This is a genomic window from Variovorax sp. P5_A3 (genome assembly GCF_056400665.1).
The window spans coordinates 88955-105083 of record NZ_JBFUKW010000010.1 but is presented as its reverse complement, the minus strand read 5'-3'; the positions used below and the strand labels follow the sequence as shown (position 1 = coordinate 105083).

The following is a 16129-nucleotide window of genomic DNA, read 5'->3' as shown; positions in this document are numbered from 1 at the left end:
GGGGATGTGACTCAAGGCAGTGATCCCCTGGCCTTCTTCGGTCCGAGCGGGATCACCAGCGTCGCGAACACCGCATAGCCCTTGATCCGGTTCTCCGCCCAGAACTCCCAGTAGCCACGCAGGTTCGCGTACGCAGGCAGCCCGCCAATGGTGAACGAGTAGCCGACCTCCGGGCCGATCGAAGCGACCTTCGACTTGAAGGGCCCGAGCTTCGCGCCCGAGCCGCTGTCGCCGGTGAGCTGGTAGTAAACGTACCCAACCGCGCCCACCTGCCAGTTTGCAGACAGGAACTGGGAGGCAGCCCAATCGAGATGCGAGTCGATGCCGTTCTTGTAGTTCGTACTGGTGTTCTCGAAGTTGTAGGTGAGGCCCAACACTGCAGAAAACTCGCGCCCATTGTGCTGGTTGAGGTAGGTGTACCCCCCGCCCGCGTCGATCGCGCCATGACCGATGCCGATGTTCGAGAGCCGTTTGCTGTCGTAGGAACCAACCGGAATGTCGCCCGTGGCGTAGGTCATCCAGTTGTGAACGCCGCTCGACCAAGCGAGACTCGCGACCGGATAGAGGTCGGTGAAGCCTGACACTGAGTCGCTTCTTTCGAGTTCCGTGCCGCGCGGCGACACTGACACGCCGGCATGCGTCGTGTTCGTCCCGTAGCCGAATCCGATGCCGACAGCCAACTGGCCGCCGAGCAGCTTCGAGTCGGGCGCGTATGTCGGCTGAGTGAGGATCAACGGCATGCGCGATTTGAGATCGAGCGCGACGCTGTCACCGCGAGGAATCGGGGGGGGGGGCCGCCCGCGCAAGGCAGCAGCGTGAGGCCGAGTGCCCAGAGCGCTTGAGCGCCTTGTGTGGTGAATGTGCGCACGGGCCGAGGATAGTGGCAAAGGTGCCCGTGCACACCTTCCCCAAAGGGCAGTAGACGGCGAGCTCGGGCGCTCTCAAAGTGCTTGAATGAACCTCAACCTGAAAAGAATCAGCCATCGGCTGGGCTTTGCCTTGGTGGCAGCCTCGACGCTGCTCGGATCCCATCGCATTGCACTGGCCCAAGAGACATCCGCACCGGCCGCAGCCCCCGCGAAGTCGTTCAAGGACGAGCGCGCGCTCCGTCTGCTCAAGGCCATGAGTGACACGCTGGCCGGAGCCAAGACCCTTGGATTCAAGGTACGCGGCATCGTCCCGACGCCCTCTCCGACCGGGCAGTACGTCAGCCTGTTCGCTTCTTCGCGCGTGGTGATGCAACGGCCCGACAAGCTGTTCGTGGCGGCGCGTGGAGACCTGTTCCCGAGCGACATCGTCTACGACGGCAAGACGGTGACCGCCATCGGCGCGGATCGCAAGTTCTATGCGCAACGCGAGGCAGCGGGCGGCGCCATCGAATCGCTCATGAAGAGCGAGCTGCCGGGGTCCGACGCCACGACGCCGTTTCTGGATATTCTCGTTCCGGACCCCTATGCGTTCTTGACGAAGGATCTTTCCAGCGCGTTCTGGGTCGGTCAGTCGACCGTCGGCGGAGTCAAGACGGATCACCTGGCGTTCACTGCCGAGGGGCTGGACTGGGAAGTCTGGATCGGTGCCGTGGACAAGCTACCGCGCTTGATGGTCATTTCCTACCGCACCGGCGATCGTCAACCGACGTTCACCGTGGAGTTCTCTGATTGGAAGCTCGGCGCGCCCATTGCGTCGCAAACCTTCAACGCGGCAATCCCCAAGGGTGCGGTGAAGCTCGAGTTCAAGCAGATCGAACAGGTCAAGTGATCACGCAAAGGGCAATCTGATGAAGCAAATCAAGACACTCGTCTTCAACGTCGCGATCGTGGCCGGCACGCTCGCTCCCTTGTCTGCTGCAAATGCATGGGTCGCCGCTGCGGGCGGCTGGCGCGGCGGAGCCGTTGCGGTCGGTGGCGTGCACCGTCCCTACTATCACCCCTACTACCGTGCCCCGGGCTGCTACGGTTGCGGTGCCGCCGCCGGTGCGGTCGCCGGAATCGCGGTCGGCGCCGCGATCGCTACAGCGGCGCGCCCCGCCACGGTCGTGGTCCAACAGCCATCGGCCATCGTCGTCCAGCAGCCCACCTATGTGGTCCACCCACACTTGCCGATCGGAACCCAGGTGGCCCAGATGCCCAGTGGGGCGAAGGACATGGTCGTGAACGGCGTCCACTACTATCAGGCCGGTCCGAATTGGTACAAGCCCTATTTCGGGTCCAGCGGCGTCTACTACGAAGTCGTGCCGACCCCATAGAGGGTCAGCCCGACACGGCAGTCCGGATTCGGGCGCCAAGCTTCAACAGCGCGTCAGCCAGCCGCCGCGCGACGGATGGCCTCGAGAACATCGGCACCGGCATCGTTCTTGCGAAAGTAGGCCGCACAGCCGACGGCTTGCGCCGCGGCGCGCGTTTCCGCGTCGTCGTGCGCAGTGATGAAAATGAACGGCACGTGTCCGCCTCCCGCGACCAGGCGCTGGGCCAGTTCGATGCCCGACATCCCCCCGAGCTGGACATCGAACACCAGGCAGTCGAACCGGGGCTGCTTCGTGTCCGCGAGGAACGCTTCCGCCGAGCCATAGGTGATCGGCTGCATCCCCGACGCGCGCAGCAGCCTGCCAAGGGATCGGCAAAGGCTGTCGTCGTCATCGACGACGGCGACGTAGATGGGGGTGATTGTGCTCATCGGAAGTCGACGTGCACTTTGGGCGCCCCCGAGCCCGCTGTCTACTGCCCCTTAGGGAAGGTGGGCGCGGCCGCCGTCAAAACACCCGCCTCCTGCGACAGTTGCGCGAGCGCCGCGACGGACCCTACCCCCAGTTTCGCCATGATCGCCGTGCGGTGCAGTTTCACGGTGCGTTCGTTGATTCCCAGATCTCCGGCAATCTGTTTGTTGAGCCGGCCCCGCAGAACGTGAGAGAGCACCTCAAACTCTCGCACCGACAGGGTGCTGAAGCGCTCTTCCAGCTCGCGTTGGCGAGCCCTCGCCGCGCTCTCATGCCCGTCCCGCGCCAGGGCGCGCCATACCGCATCGAGCAGGTCCTCCTTGGAGGCTCGTTTTTCCAGAAAGTCCTCCGCACCGTTGCGCATCGCGCGCACAGTCGAAGCAATGTCTCCCTGTCCGGTAAGAAAGAGAATCGGTAGCGGATTGCGAGTCAGGGCGAGCGCCGATTGCAGTTCGAGCCCGTTCAATCCGGGCATATGCAAATCCGCCACCACGCAACCCCGCGCATCGTTGTCGCACTGCGCTAGAAATTCGCTAGCGGACAGGAAGGTCTTCACGGTGAAACCACTGACGAGCAGCAATCGGGAAGTGGCGGTGAGAAACGACGCGTCGTCGTCGACGATGTAAATAGTGGGTTCGGTCACGTTCATGCTGCGGTGAGTTCCATCGAATCGCTCGAGCTTACTGCGCCGCCGACGACTACTTCCCGAAAGGGAAGGTGTGCGCGAACGCCTTTGTCACTATCCTGAGCACCGAAACGAGCCGCACGGCGCAAGCCGGTCCAGCCGTGAGCAAAGCCATGCACCCGCGGTCCGGGCCTGCGGTCTGTCAAACGTCGATGAACGACTGTCCCCTTCAGCACTGCCCGTTAGGGCAATTGCCGGCCCATTGGGGCCGGTGTCATCATCGCGCGGTCCGCTGCAACGGCGCACGCATCACGATCTACAACGCACGAGGGTAAAGATGAAAGTGAAACTTTTGAAATGGCTTACGGTGCTCGCCGGGGCGAGCATCCTGACGGTTGGCTGCGCCAGCAAAGTCGATCCGATCAGCCAGGGGGAGAAGGCCGATGCTGCCAAAGGCGTGGCCGCGCCCAGCATTGCGGAGACCAAGGCGATCGCGGAAGAGGCCTTCGTCTACGGTCTTCCGATCGTGATGAACTATGCTGTGATGTATGAGTTCGCCGTGGACTCGAAGTCCAGCCAGTTCAAGGCGCCCTTCAACAAGATCAACAACCAGCACCACGTCGCCACCTACCAGGACACGGCGATCGTCACGCCCAACAGCGACACGCCCTACTCATTTGTCTGGCTGGACCTGCGCGCAGAGCCGATGGTGATTTCGGTGCCCGCCGTGGAGAAGCAGCGCTACTACGCGGTGCAGCTCATCGACGGCAATACCTACAACTACGGCTACATCGGCAGCCGCGCCACCGGCAGCGCACCAGGCCACTACATGGTGGTCGGCCCGGACTGGAAGGGCGAGACGCCCCCGGGCATCAAGAAGGTCTTCACCTCGACGACCCCGTTCTCGCTCTCCCTCTTCCGCACCCAGCTCTTCAACCCCAAGGACATCTCGAACGTCGAGAAGGTGCAGGCGGGCTACAAGGCGCAGCCGCTTTCCGCGTTTCTGAAGCAACCAGCGCCGCCGGCCGCCCCTGCTGTCAATTTCGTGCCAGCCACGACGGCCGGGATCAAGCAGAACTACTTCGAGTACCTGGACGCCGCGCTTCAGTTCGTGCCGATGACCGCGGAAGACAAGGAGCTCCGAGCCAGGCTCTCGCGCATCGGCATCGGGCCGGGCAAGACTTTCGAGTTCAAGGATCTTTCGCTCGAACACAAGGCCGCCGTGCTGCTGGCCATGAAGGAAGGCGACGAGAAGATTGACAAGTTCGTGGCCACAGGGGTGAAGAATGTCAACGGCTGGAACGTCGGCTCGTTCTTTGGCGATCGCACCTACTACAAAGGCGACTGGCTGAAGCGCGCTGCCGGCGCCAAGTCCGGCGTCTACGGCAACGACGACGTCGAAGCCATGTATCCCATCACCCGCGTGACGGCGACCGGCGAGACCATCGACACCAGCAAACACAACTACACGATCACCTTCCCCGCCGGGCAACTGCCGCCTGTCAACGCCTTCTGGTCGGTGACGATGTACGACGGCAAGAGCCAGCTTCTGATCAAGAATCCCATCGACCGCTACCTCATCAACTCGCCGATGGTGTCGGCGATGAAGAAGAACGCCGACGGCTCGCTCACGCTCTACATCCAGAAGGACTCGCCCGGCAAGGCGCTCGAAGCCAACTGGCTGCCTGCGCCGAACGACACCGTCTACCTGGTGATGCGCCTGTACTGGCCCAAGGAATCGCCGCCTTCGATCCTGCCGGCCGGTGCGGGCACCTGGAAGCCGCCGGGGATCGTTGCTTCGAAGTAGCGGTTCGAGGTCGAAGTGTTTACGAACGCTTCGATGAGACCGGTAGCGTAAAGCGCAGGCTGGCGCCGCTACCTTCAAGGTTCTCGGCCCACAGCCGCCCTCCATGTGCCTCGACCAGTGTGCGCGAGATCGACAGGCCCATACCCATTCCTGCCGGCTTGGTGGTGAAGAACGATCCGAAGATTTGCTCGAACCGCTCCTTCGGAATACCCAAACCGCTGTCGTTGACAGCGATCTCGACCGTCTCGCCGCTGCGACGCATCGCGGTTACCACAATGTTGCGCACCTTGTGTGCTGCTTCGTCGATGGCGTCCATGCCGTTGGAGATGAGGTTGAGCAGCACCTGCTGCAGATGGACCCGATCGCCAAGGATCGGCGGCAGATGATGCGCAACTTGCAAGACGACGCCAATGTGGCGGGCTGCGGCGTCTGGACGGACCAATGCTGTGACATTCTCCAGAAGGTCGTGCACGTTCAGCGGTAAGACCTCGACCTCGTGGCGCCGCAGCATCGCGCGCATGCGATCGATCACGGCACCCGCTCGCTGGTCATCGGCGACGATGTCGTCGACGATCGCGCTGATTTCATCGAGGTCCGCCTGACCGGATTGCAGCATCAGTGCTGCGGCTTCGGCATTGCGCAGGATGGCGCCAAGCGGCTGGTTGATTTCGTGGGCCAGAGCGGCCGCCAGCTGACCCATCACGGACAAGCGGCCTGCGTGAGCGATCTCATGCCGCAGACGCGACATTTCCTGCTCGGCTTCCTTGCGTGCGGTGATGTCACTGCAGGCGCCCCGGCTGCGGACCGCGTGCCGGTGTTCGAACTCGAATCGTCCTTGCGCCGAGATCCACCGCGTGCTGCCATCGGAAACGCGGACGCGAAACTCCGTTTGATAGGGGCCTGCCCTGTCCCCTCCCGCCTCGGAGAAGGCCTGACGAACCATGTCTCGGTCGTCAGCATGCACCTTCAACAGCAATGACTCCAGATCCATCGGCTCGTTCGGCGAAAAGCCGAACAGTTGCCGAGTCCTCGGGCTCGCCCAGAAGGTACCGGACGCGATATCGCGCATCCAGAGTCCCAGGTTCGCGGCTTGCGTGGCGAGCGCCATGCGCTCCTCGCTTTCGCGCAACGCGTGCAGCAGTTTCGTCGCCTGACGTACGTTGCGACTCAGTTCGTAGGCCATTGCAAACACGATGCCCAAAGAGAACAGGCTGACCGTGATGGGCATCTCGACAAAGCCCCAGAACACCAGCACCGCCTGGCCGACACCACCCAGGGCGAAGAAGCAGGTCGTGCCGCCGATGGTGAGCGCAGCAGTCCTGTCGCCGCGGCGCCAGGCCGAGAGGCTGGCATCCACGACAAAAATCGCAAGCAGGCCCATCGCCAACTGGCCGACCAGCATCCATGGGTTGGGCGTCCCGACGGCGATCGAGACGTCCTCGCCCAGGAACGGGATGGCGCGCAGCGCCGAGATCTCTCTGAAGTTCAGTGACCGACCGCTCAGGAAGTTGGGCAGCAGCGTGAAGGTCCGCAGTACGACGACTGTCCACCCCAACCAGGCGCGGCCGCTTTTGAAATAGCTGCGCACGAAGCCGACCAGCGACACGGTGGCGAGCCAGACCGCCACCTGTCCCACGCGATTCGCGATGGCATATTCTTCGGGCGCCTGCGCCTTCATGATGACGAGCTCGCAGAAGGCAAGCGCAGCGGTCGCCCCTGCCAGGACCGAAAAGAACAAACTCGGCCACGCTGCGCGATCCTTCACCCACACCGGAAAATGCACGGCGGCCAGCATGAGGCATGCGGACCCGACCATGGCCCAAATAATGGTGACCCAACTCATCACAGCTCCATTCGGTGATCAAGCCCAATTCTCGCCTGGGCTCGCCTTGGATCGAGTGACGTGGGTTGAGGAGCCGACCCGCGTCAGTTCACGGGTTCGAATTCGTCGTCTGCGCACTGTGTGCGCTTCCCAGGGCAGCGTCTACTGCCCTTTAGGGAAGGCGCGCGCGCGCCTGTTTGCCCATATGCTCGGCCCCAAATTGAAGAGGGGTCAATGTGGGAAGTCGAGCTCGTCCTTATCTCGCCATTGTCGCGATCGTTTCTGGCGCACTGCTTGCCGGCTGTTCGACGCCCGGCTCGAGCAGCACCGGGATCGTGGCGTCGAACAACGCCGAGGCCAAGATCAGCAAGGTTGGATTTCTTTCGGAGCCCGGCCGGTTGAAGCCCACGCCCGGCGGTGAGGGTTTCTTGTGCTGGCTGCAACCGGACGTCCGGTGGGGCAGCTACGACAAGGTCATGATCGAGCGCATCCAGGTCTACCTGGAGCCCAGCGCGACGCAACGTCCAGTGGATCCGACGGACCTGAAGGTGCTGCTCGACTACTTTCATGCCGCCTTGGTCAAGAACCTTCAGCCGAGTGTTCAAGTCGTGGATGCGCCTGGCCCGGGCGTGTTGCGCCTGAAGATTGCGCTGACCTCGCTGATCCCTACCAACACCGTTGCCAGCCTGGCCGGCACGGCGGTGCCCTACGGCTTCGTCGCCGAGATGGGCACGGGCGCGGCGACCGGCCGGCCTGTGGGTTCGACCCCCTACATGGGCCAGACCGGGCTGGAGGCACAGTTCAGGGACGGCGCCACCGGCAAGGTGGTCGGCGAATGCGCGGACACCGAGATTGGACTCAAGTACGCCGCCGACCTGAACAAGGGTGCGACGACCGCGGCGGTTGCATGGATGAACGGCTACGTCAGTTCGTTCACGAGCTGGAGTTATGCGCAGGACGCCTTCAACAAATGGTCGGAGGCGTTCGCGCGTCGATTCGCCGCCCTGCGTGCTGCATCACGATAAGAGGGAAGACATGTCCCTCTCTCGACAGTTTTGGTCCGTCGGTGTCATGGTGGCGGGCCTCCTCGCAGCGTCTGCCCATGCGCAACAAAGCAATGAGGAACTCGCCAAGGCGGCGCAGAACCCGCTGGCCAGCTTGATCAGCGTGCCATTTCAGCTCAACACCAATTTCGACACAGGGCCGGAGCAGCGCACACAAAACGTGCTCAACATCCAGCCAGTCGTGCCCTTCAGCCTCAACGAGGATTGGAACCTGATCTCGCGGACCATCGTGCCGCTGATCTGGCAGCCGGCCTCCTCCCCTTTCGAAGGCTCCACGTTCGGTCTCGGAGACATCCAGCTCAACGGCTTCCTGTCACCGAAGAACTCGGGCAGCTGGATCTGGGGCGTGGGCGCGGTGGCGCAACTGCCCACGAACACCAACGACCGGCTCGGCAACGATCGATGGGGCCTGGGCCCGACGGCCGTCGTGCTTCGGCTCGAGAAAGGCAGTCCCTGGGTCTATGGCGCATTGATCAACAACATCTGGTCGGTGAGTACCTCGTCGACCGATCCGAAGATCAACCAGCTGACCTTGCAGCCATTTCTGAACTACAACTTTCCAGGAGGCTTCTACCTGACCTCGTCGCCCCTCATCACCGCGAACTGGGAGGCGGCCGGGGGCCAGAAATGGACGGTGCCAGTGGGCGGGGGGGTCGGCAAGATTGTCCGCTTCGGCAAGCTGCCGGTGAACCTGCAGGCCTCTGCCTACTACAACGTCGAGCGACCCGACAACGCACCCCGCTGGGCGCTGAGACTCCAGGCGCAGCTGATGTTCCCCAAGTAGCCAAAAGGGAACCTCGCCCGCCGATTCAGGAAACTTCGGGCTAGTGGCCTCGAGCCTCGTCGGCGACATGCGCATGTAGTCGAGCAGGTACTGCTGATGTAAACGGGCGCGATCCCCTCGACAGGACGTCAACGAGTAATGCTACTTGAGGCTGATGCCGAATTCCTTGCCGATCTTGACGTACATCGCGTAGTCATCTTCGAGCTGCCGGCGGAACTCATCTTGCGAGCTGCCGATAGGCGTGATCGCCATGTCCTTCAGACGCGCCAGGACAGCAGGATGCGCCAGCGCCGCGGCAAAGGACCGCTGCAATTTCGCCACGACGTCAGCGGGAGTTCCGGTCGGCGCCAGAACGCCATACCACGGCACTATGGCCACGCTCGGGTAGCCGGACTCGGCCATGGTCGGAACGTTGGGCGCGAGTTCGGAGCGGGTCGGCATTGCGATCGCAATGGGCCGGACACGCCCACCGCGTTGATAAGTGAGCACCTCCGGCAAGTTTCCGAAAGCGAGCTGGATGTGCCCTCCGGCGAGCGCGGTCATCGTTTCGGCCATGCCCTTGAACGGGATGTCCGTGAGCGACACCCCCGTCACCTGTTCGAGTCGCTTGCCATTGACGTGACCGCCGCTGCCTGGCCCCAGCGAGCCGACACTCAATCCGCCATGCGTCGACTTCGCGAGGGCAACAAGCTCCTTCAAGCTTCTTGCCGGCAAGTCCTCCGGTACTGCCACGACCTGGGCGATGTTGCCCAGCAATGTTACCGGCACGAAGTCCTTCTTCCAGTCGTAGTTGACCGGTGCCCCAAGCGCTGGCGCCGACACGATGTTGCCCGCAGTGATGAGCACGGTATAGCCGTCGGGGCGCGCGCGTGCGACCAACGCAGTGCCGATCGTGCTGCCGGCGCCAGGCCGGTTCTCCACGACGACGGGCTGGCCCAGGCTTTGGGTCAGCTGTTCCGCGAGCAGGCGCGCCATGATGTCCAGCGATCCTCCTGCAGCGAAGGGATTGACCAGCGTCGCGGTCTTGGTGGGATAGGCCTGGGCCGCGGCGAAACCTGGAACACTTGCCAGCACCATGCCCGCGCCAGCCATGACCGCGGCGCTCAAGAGGCGCTTCATTCTCATACGAGACTCCTTTCCTAATTGTTCAAAGAGAGCATGCGACGCTGGCATGCATGGTTGCAGTGCGGTTCATTTCCGGCGTTGCACTTCACGCAAGGAACGGTCCATCGGAGTGATTCGAAACCAGAGATTCTTATGGCTGGGTCGCCATGCGACCGGAACCAAACGATCGCTCGAACGATGGCAGCTTTCCTTCTTGCGCCGCAATGCCACTGCGGGTCGCATTAATGCGCGGGTCGAGTGCGCGCCAATCGTCCGCCGTCAACCACAGCCGCAAAAGCAGCCTTGCCTTCTCCGGCTCCGGCCAGTTCTCGAACGCAGTGCGCGCGTGCAGCACCGTGTAGTTGTTGATCAGATAGATCTCACCTGGATCCAGCTGGAACTCAAATGCGAATTCGTAAGTCAGGCGCTCGAGGCAATTGAGCGCGTCGATTTGCAGCTGACTTAGCGGCGCACCACCTTCGCGCGCGGCAGTCTCTATGTAGGAGCGTGTGTATCGGCAGCTCAACTGGCCCTCCACATAGGAGAACACGGGAATCCGATGCGGCGTGATCGGGGCCTCGCCGGGCAGGTTCTCCCCACGGCGGTGGTACGGAAATCCTTCGTACAAGGGCTCGAGATAGTGGGGGAATCGCGCCAGGAGTGCGTTGTGCACAGCCGCCACGCTGGACGCAATGGAGATTCCGCCTTCGCGAGCGGTCCGCACACACATCAGGTCCACGATGTCGGATGTATCGGTATGTGGTGTCAGTTCTTGCTTGTTTCGGTAGGCGCGGGCATGCGGATCCGTGGCGGTCTTGTCCTGAACATGTCCCAACTCGAAGAGCGACTGAGCGTCTCGTCGTCCAAACGGTCCTTTTGCTTTGGCGAGACGCCCACGCTCGCGGACGTATGTTTGCTACCACAGCTTTTCAGCGCAAGACGATTCAATCTCGACCTCTCGGCGTACCCGACATTGAGGCGCATCGAGGCGCGCTGCCAAGAACTCCAAGCGTTTCAGCTGGCGCATCCCAGCGCTCAGCCGGACGCAGAGTGAGCGCTTGATCGGCTCTCCGCGAGATTGCGCAACGACCATTCAACTTTGGCGCGCGTGGGCGCAGGCGTCGCAGGTTGCTTCATGCAATGCATAAGACCTATCGCCTTTCGGCATTACGTGGAGTGAAAGCGCTGCCGATAATCAACAGAGCCCTGTATGGGTGTTAAAGGGGCGCGCGAAGCCTCAGGACCAACCCGGCGCAGATGGCAACTGATCGATCGGTGGAGCACGAATCGGAGCAAGCAGAACAATGGTGCATACAAGACGACGGGCCCTGGTGACGGGCGGAGCAAGCGGGCTCGGGGCCGCGATTTCGCGACGGCTTGCGGAAGAGGGCTATTGCGTGGTGATCGCCGATGTTGACCTCGAAGGCGCGGCCAGTACCGTCAAGACCTTGAAAGGCGACGAGCACGCGCATGTCAAGGCGGACGTTTCAGATCTCGAAAGCGTCCGAGAAGCCTTCGCCGTCGCGGAGTCAACCCACCCGATGGACATCGTCGTCAATGCGGCCGGGATACTGCTGACCGAAGCAGATGCTCGGGTCGCGAAGTTCTGGGAGATCGGTCTGGATCGATGGGAACGCACGATGGCAGTCAACGCCCGGGGCAGCCTTCTCGTCGCTTCGGAGTTCGTTCGTCGACGTATCGAACGCCCCGTCGCAGAGGGAAGAATCGTCTTCTTTTCGTCCATCGTGGGCCAGACGGGCGGTGTCCGTCCCTTCGCCGACTATGCTGCCTCGAAGGCCGCGGTGATCGGCCTGCTTCGTGCCGCGGCGCGGGACTGTGCCGACCTGAATATCACGGTCAACGCCATCGCCCCGGGTCAGATCGAAACGCCCATGTTGCGCAAAAACATTCCGGCGGGAACTCCTGTCGATCCCAATGTCATACCCCTCGGGCGCGTAGGCCGGCCGTTCGAAGTCGCTGCGCTGGTCAACTTCATCGTATCAATCGACGCCTCCTTCATCACGGGTGCCACGTTCGACGCGAACGGCGGCCAGCGCATGCAATGACCAAGGCAAGCCACTCCGTGAATGACGCACCCGTCATTGTGGTCACAGGCGCGGCCGGCGGAATCGGCCAGGCCATCGTGCGCCGTCTTGCCGAAGAGGGGGCTCGAATTCTGGCCGTGGACATGGTTGCCGAGCAACACTTTGGCCTGGAACTGATAGACAATTCCCGCGTCGAGACATTGAGTGTCGACCTTACTGAACTCGGCGCACCAGACCAGGTCGTCGCAAGAGCGCTCGAAAGATTCGGCCGATTGGATGGCGTTGTCAACAACGCTGGCGTTGGAAGTCCGAAGCCCTTGCATCTCACCGAGGACGCCGACTACGACCGATTCGTAGACGTCTGCCTGAGAGCAGTGTTCCGACTCTCTCGCTCTGCCGTAAGGCATTTTCTGGGCACCGGCGAGGGAGTTATCGTGCAGATTGCCTCTGCCTTCGGAGTACTTGGAAACCCGGGGTCATCCGCTTATGCGGCAGCGAAGGCCGGAGTGATCGGCTTGACGAGGCAAATGGCGGCGGAATACGGACCACTTGGCATACGCGTCAACGCCATCGCTCCCGGGGTGATCGCCACGCCGATGACTCAAGATCGAATCGACAACAGCGTCAGGTTCAAAGACTTGATGATCAACACGACCCCGTGGCCTCGAATCGGCAGACCCGACGATGTGGCGCACTCCGTGTCGTTTCTCTGCTCGCGGCGCTCCGAGTTTATCAATGGCCACGTCCTCGTCATCGACGGCGGATGGAGTGCGACAAATCACATTCCTGTCAACAGATCCTAAGGCAATCACCATGATCCAGTTCTATTTTCACCTCGGCCCGAACCCGATGAAGGTCGCCCTCTTCCTCGAGGAAGCTGAGCTCAGCTACGAGCCCCGCCCGGTGGACTCACGAAAGGGTGAGCAACACTCGCCCGAATATCGGGCTATCAATCCAAACGGGAAGGTACCGTCGATCATCGACGGCGAGACGGTGGTCTTCGACAGCACAGCCATTCTGCTCTATCTCGCCGAAAAGACCGGAAAGTTTCTGCCTGACAACGCGCATCGCGGAGAACTCCTTTCGTGGCTCATGTTCCTCTCAAGCGGCGTCGGGCCATTCTCGGGCCAGTCAGTGCACTACCACCACTACATCAAGTACATCAAGGAGGGTGAGGACTATTCACTCAATCGATACGACTTCGAGGCAAATCGCCATTGGTCGATCGTCGAGGAGCGGCTTGCAAAACACCCTTATATGGTGGCCGACCAATACTCCATCGCCGACATGGCAGTGTGGGGCTGGGCGCGGATCATCCCCTACGTATTCGACCTTCCGGAAGCCGAAGCTTGGTCAAAGTTTCCCAATGTCCAACGCCTGGTTAAAGAGATTGACAGCCGAGCCGCTGCGGCGAGGGTTGCCGACTTGAAAGCACGATATTCCTTCAAGTCGGACTGGGACGCTGACGCGCAGAAGAACATGTTTCCTCAGCTGGCCCGCATCAGCCTTTGAAAGCGCCCGGGTCTCCTGTCTCGGGCTGCATCCGGAAAAGTATTGCCACGCACTCTTTGAGTGCCCGTCATCCCCTCTCCTATGCCGCGACGTCTTATTGACTCACGGCATGCGCTGTCAGCGAGCACCATCTGATGAATCGATTCGACTATGACCTGTTCGTGATCGGCGGCGGCAGTGGCGGGGTACGTGCCGCGCGCACTGCCGCGTCCCGAGGCGCCAGGGTAGCCCTTGCAGAGGTGGGGCCGATGGGCGGCACCTGCGTCAACGTCGGATGCATCCCCAAAAAGCTCTATAGCTACGCGTCGTCATATGCAGGTTCATTTGTGACGGCGCGAGACTATGGCTGGGATATCGACGCGGCCTTCAACTGGCAGCGTCTCAAGTCCGCTCGAGCCATGGAGATCGGTCGCCTGAACGACGTATATCAAAGTCTCCTCGAGGGCTCGGGGGTTGCAATCATCACGGGACGTGCCCGATTGATCGACGCTCATACGGTGGAGGTTGGCGCACGGCGCTGGACGGCGGAGAACGTCATTGTCGCAACAGGCGGTCGGCCGTTCCAGCCCCAGGTGGATGGTCTCGAGAACGCTGTCGTTTCCGATCAGGTCTTTGACCTGCCGGAAGTCCCGAAGCGACTGCTCGTCGTCGGCGGGGGGTACATCGCATGCGAATTCGCGTCCATCTTCAATGGACTCGGGTCGCAAGTCACTCAAGTGTTTCGGCGCGATTGGATCCTGAACGAATTCGACGTCGAGATGCGAGAGTTTCTGGTGCGACAGATGGCGGAACTCGGCGTCGGGTTTCGACCTCGTGTCGAGATCCAATCAATCGAAAAATCGAGAGGTGCGCTGCTTGTCACGTCGACGACGGGAGAACGCATCGAGGTCGACGCTGTACTCTATGCAACCGGCCGTATCCCGAATACTGCTGGCCTAGGCCTGGAGAACGTCGCGGTGGCGCTCGATCCGCTTGGACGGATACGGGTCGATGCAGAGTACAGAACGTCGAGCCGTTCGATCTTCGCAGTGGGAGACGTGACGGCTTCACGGCAACTCACGCCTGTTGCATTGGCCGAAGCGATGTCGGTGGTCGACTTGCTGTACCCCGATCCGCTTCAGCCTTCGCGGCGCACGGTGGATTACGAATACTTACCGACCGCCGTCTTCACCCATCCGGCCGTCGCGACCTGCGGCTATAGCGAGGAACAAGCCCGCCAAAAGGGGATGCGGGTGAGTGTCTTTTCGTCGGAATTCAGATCGTTGCGACAGACGCTTTCTGAAAAGGGAGAGCGGACGTTCATGAAACTGGTAGTGGACGCCTCCAGCGATCGTGTCGTGGGATTGCATATGGTGGGCGAAGATGCGCCAGAGATCGTTCAAGGATTTGCAGTGGCGATGCGAGCCGGCGCGTCAAAGAGCGTGTTTGACTCGACTATTGGCATACATCCGACCGTCGCCGAAGAATTCGTGACGCTGCGAACAGCGAGGACGGCGTCCCACGAGCCGGCTTCAATGCTCGGGCCGGAAGAGTGACGAGGATGTTCGCCCCAGTTATCGTCGACTTTGATCGCGACGGCATGGCCTGGATGCGTTCAAGGTCATCATCGGGTGCGCGATAGACCTCTCGATGGTCAAGTTGGGAAGGTCAAGTTTCGTTGGCGCTCAATCGGGAAGACCTTCGACATTTGGACCGTCGCCGCGATGCTCGTCGTCATCGCCGGCGTCCGCGCCAAACTTCCGCGACAAATTCACCGAGTTGCCGGCTCCGCTGGCCAGAGAGCCTCGTGACCACCTTGCAGGTGATTCAAGGGATCACGACGGTCCCCCAACTCAGCACGCAGTCCAGCCCCCATCGACCACCAAATCCGACCCCGTCATGTACGAGGCTTCGTCCGATGCGAGGAATGCGACGGTACGAGCTACTTCCGAGGGATCCGCAGGACGTTCCATCGGCGTGCGGCCGAGAGCCACCTTGCGCAATTCCGGGTCGAGAAGTTTGGGACGAGAGAACGGCGTATCCATCGACCCGGGCAGGACCGAATTTACGCGGATATGGTGCTCGAGATAGTCCATGGCTACTGCCTTGGTCAGCATGCGAACAGCGCCCTTCGACGTCGCGTATGCAGCACTTCCGATCCGGTGGGCGATCAGTCCCCCCATCGAACCGACGTTGACGATCGCGCCTCCGCCCGCCGCGCGCATCAACGGAAGGATGGCCTTGCATCCAAGGAAGGTCCCGCGCACATTGATGCGCATCGTGAGATCGAACACATCGACCTCCATGGACTCGATTCTTCCGAACTTGATAATGCCTGCGTTGTTGACAAGCACGTCCACCTTGGCACAACGTCGCTCGACGGTCTCGAGCGCTCGAAACCATTGAGATTCGTCCGCCACGTCGAGCGCAACCGCAAACGCACGACCACCGCTCGCATCGATCAGATCGGCCGTCCGGGCGGCCGCGGCGGCGTCAATGTCGGCCACGACAACATGCGCACCACGCTCCGAAAGAAGACGGGCGACGTGCTCCCCCAAACCTTGCCCTGCCCCCGTAACAAAGGCCACTTTTCCTGCGAAATCCTGCGTACACATAGTTGCTCCATCCAGGTCCTGGTATCAGGCCCGGATCGTTTTGACGTGACATCGACCTG

Annotated in this window: 17 protein-coding genes; 10 read left to right on the top strand and 7 right to left on the bottom strand. The window is 61.7% G+C overall.

The window, feature by feature from the left end:
* Positions 1–11: 11 nt before the first annotated feature.
* Positions 12–806: a SphA family protein gene (locus AC1D3B_RS17410; RefSeq protein ID WP_478191906.1), complete on the bottom strand. Its 795-nt coding sequence runs from the start codon at positions 804–806 to the stop codon at positions 12–14.
* A 148-nt stretch (positions 807–954) separates the two neighbouring features.
* Between AC1D3B_RS17410 and AC1D3B_RS17405 the strand changes: the two genes are divergently transcribed.
* Both AC1D3B_RS17405 and AC1D3B_RS17400 read left to right on the top strand, forming a co-directional pair.
* Positions 955–1758, top strand: coding sequence for a DUF2092 domain-containing protein (locus AC1D3B_RS17405; RefSeq protein ID WP_478191905.1), 804 nt, complete (start codon positions 955–957; stop codon positions 1756–1758).
* Positions 1759–1777: 19 nt separating this feature from the next.
* Complete coding sequence (locus tag AC1D3B_RS17400; protein ID WP_478191904.1) at positions 1778–2245, top strand: hypothetical protein; 468 nt, start codon at positions 1778–1780, stop codon at positions 2243–2245.
* Between the two features lie 53 nt (positions 2246–2298).
* Here the strand turns inward: AC1D3B_RS17400 and AC1D3B_RS17395 are convergent, their stop codons facing one another.
* Both AC1D3B_RS17395 and AC1D3B_RS17390 read right to left on the bottom strand, forming a co-directional pair.
* On the bottom strand, positions 2299–2673 hold the full coding sequence (locus AC1D3B_RS17395; protein ID WP_478191903.1) for a response regulator transcription factor: 375 nt from the start codon (positions 2671–2673) through the stop codon (positions 2299–2301).
* Between the two features lie 41 nt (positions 2674–2714).
* Positions 2715–3362: a response regulator transcription factor gene (locus tag AC1D3B_RS17390; RefSeq protein WP_478191902.1), complete on the bottom strand. Its 648-nt coding sequence runs from the start codon at positions 3360–3362 to the stop codon at positions 2715–2717.
* 313 nt (positions 3363–3675) lie between these two features.
* Here AC1D3B_RS17390 and AC1D3B_RS17385 point away from each other — a divergent pair, with 313 nt between their 5' ends.
* Complete coding sequence (locus AC1D3B_RS17385; RefSeq protein ID WP_478191901.1) at positions 3676–5145, top strand: DUF1254 domain-containing protein; 1470 nt, start codon at positions 3676–3678, stop codon at positions 5143–5145.
* A 19-nt stretch (positions 5146–5164) separates the two neighbouring features.
* Here the strand turns inward: AC1D3B_RS17385 and AC1D3B_RS17380 are convergent, their stop codons facing one another.
* Positions 5165–6988, bottom strand: a complete 1824-nt coding sequence (locus AC1D3B_RS17380) for a PAS domain-containing sensor histidine kinase (protein ID WP_478191900.1) — start codon at positions 6986–6988, stop codon at positions 5165–5167.
* 314 nt (positions 6989–7302) lie between these two features.
* Here AC1D3B_RS17380 and AC1D3B_RS17375 point away from each other — a divergent pair, with 314 nt between their 5' ends.
* Positions 7303–7992 carry a DUF3313 domain-containing protein gene (locus AC1D3B_RS17375; protein ID WP_478191899.1) on the top strand — a complete coding sequence of 230 codons (690 nt, stop codon included), beginning with the start codon at positions 7303–7305 and terminating at the stop codon, positions 7990–7992.
* 10 nt (positions 7993–8002) lie between these two features.
* On the top strand, positions 8003–8815 hold the full coding sequence (locus AC1D3B_RS17370; protein WP_478191898.1) for a transporter: 813 nt from the start codon (positions 8003–8005) through the stop codon (positions 8813–8815).
* A 141-nt stretch (positions 8816–8956) separates the two neighbouring features.
* Here the strand turns inward: AC1D3B_RS17370 and AC1D3B_RS17365 are convergent, their stop codons facing one another.
* Together AC1D3B_RS17365 and AC1D3B_RS17360 are read right to left on the bottom strand one after the other, a co-directional pair.
* On the bottom strand, positions 8957–9934 hold the full coding sequence (locus tag AC1D3B_RS17365) for a Bug family tripartite tricarboxylate transporter substrate binding protein (protein ID WP_478191897.1): 978 nt from the start codon (positions 9932–9934) through the stop codon (positions 8957–8959).
* A gap of 136 nt (positions 9935–10070) precedes the next feature.
* On the bottom strand, positions 10071–10754 hold the full coding sequence (locus AC1D3B_RS17360; protein WP_478191896.1) for a TauD/TfdA family dioxygenase: 684 nt from the start codon (positions 10752–10754) through the stop codon (positions 10071–10073).
* On the opposite strand from AC1D3B_RS17360, the gene AC1D3B_RS17355 reads away from it, so the two are divergent.
* The 5 genes from AC1D3B_RS17355 (at position 10677) to gorA (ending at position 15011) form a co-directional block, all read left to right on the top strand.
* Positions 10677–10973, top strand: coding sequence for a glutathione S-transferase C-terminal domain-containing protein (locus AC1D3B_RS17355; protein ID WP_478191895.1), 297 nt, complete (start codon positions 10677–10679; stop codon positions 10971–10973). The two genes, AC1D3B_RS17360 and AC1D3B_RS17355, sit on opposite strands and share 78 nt — an antisense overlap.
* A 250-nt stretch (positions 10974–11223) precedes the next feature.
* The gene (locus AC1D3B_RS17350; RefSeq protein WP_478191894.1) at positions 11224–11985 is read left to right on the top strand and encodes an SDR family NAD(P)-dependent oxidoreductase; all 762 of its coding nucleotides are present in this window, start codon (positions 11224–11226) and stop codon (positions 11983–11985) included.
* Positions 11986–12002: 17 nt separating this feature from the next.
* Positions 12003–12767, top strand: a complete 765-nt coding sequence (locus AC1D3B_RS17345) for an SDR family NAD(P)-dependent oxidoreductase (RefSeq protein ID WP_478191893.1) — start codon at positions 12003–12005, stop codon at positions 12765–12767.
* Positions 12768–12777: 10 nt separating this feature from the next.
* Positions 12778–13476, top strand: coding sequence for a glutathione S-transferase family protein (locus AC1D3B_RS17340; RefSeq protein WP_478191892.1), 699 nt, complete (start codon positions 12778–12780; stop codon positions 13474–13476).
* A 134-nt stretch (positions 13477–13610) separates the two neighbouring features.
* Positions 13611–15011: a glutathione-disulfide reductase gene (gene gorA, locus AC1D3B_RS17335; protein ID WP_478191891.1), complete on the top strand. Its 1401-nt coding sequence runs from the start codon at positions 13611–13613 to the stop codon at positions 15009–15011.
* 297 nt (positions 15012–15308) lie between these two features.
* On the opposite strand, the gene AC1D3B_RS17330 is transcribed toward gorA, so the two are convergent.
* Entirely contained in the window at positions 15309–16070 is a 762-nt protein-coding gene (locus AC1D3B_RS17330) for an SDR family NAD(P)-dependent oxidoreductase (protein WP_478191890.1), read from the bottom strand.
* Positions 16071–16129: the final 59 nt, after the last annotated feature.

Excerpts from the sequence above, each read along its gene's own strand:
- AC1D3B_RS17400 (WP_478191904.1), top strand. The coding sequence starts at position 1,778 with ATGAAGCAAATCAAGACACTCGTCTTCAACGTCGCGATCGTGGCCGGC.
- AC1D3B_RS17390 (WP_478191902.1), bottom strand. The coding sequence starts at position 3,362 with ATGAACGTGACCGAACCCACTATTTACATCGTCGACGACGACGCGTCG.
- AC1D3B_RS17330 (WP_478191890.1), bottom strand. The coding sequence starts at position 16,070 with ATGTGTACGCAGGATTTCGCAGGAAAAGTGGCCTTTGTTACGGGGGCA.
- AC1D3B_RS17355 (WP_478191895.1), top strand. The coding sequence starts at position 10,677 with ATGTGGTGTCAGTTCTTGCTTGTTTCGGTAGGCGCGGGCATGCGGATC.
- AC1D3B_RS17395 (WP_478191903.1), bottom strand. The coding sequence starts at position 2,673 with ATGAGCACAATCACCCCCATCTACGTCGCCGTCGTCGATGACGACGAC.
- AC1D3B_RS17405 (WP_478191905.1), top strand. The coding sequence starts at position 955 with ATGAACCTCAACCTGAAAAGAATCAGCCATCGGCTGGGCTTTGCCTTG.
- AC1D3B_RS17370 (WP_478191898.1), top strand. The coding sequence starts at position 8,003 with ATGTCCCTCTCTCGACAGTTTTGGTCCGTCGGTGTCATGGTGGCGGGC.
- AC1D3B_RS17350 (WP_478191894.1), top strand. The coding sequence starts at position 11,224 with ATGGTGCATACAAGACGACGGGCCCTGGTGACGGGCGGAGCAAGCGGG.
- AC1D3B_RS17385 (WP_478191901.1), top strand. The coding sequence starts at position 3,676 with ATGAAAGTGAAACTTTTGAAATGGCTTACGGTGCTCGCCGGGGCGAGC.
- AC1D3B_RS17340 (WP_478191892.1), top strand. The coding sequence starts at position 12,778 with ATGATCCAGTTCTATTTTCACCTCGGCCCGAACCCGATGAAGGTCGCC.
- gorA (WP_478191891.1), top strand. The coding sequence starts at position 13,611 with ATGAATCGATTCGACTATGACCTGTTCGTGATCGGCGGCGGCAGTGGC.
- AC1D3B_RS17365 (WP_478191897.1), bottom strand. The coding sequence starts at position 9,934 with ATGAAGCGCCTCTTGAGCGCCGCGGTCATGGCTGGCGCGGGCATGGTG.
- AC1D3B_RS17380 (WP_478191900.1), bottom strand. The coding sequence starts at position 6,988 with ATGAGTTGGGTCACCATTATTTGGGCCATGGTCGGGTCCGCATGCCTC.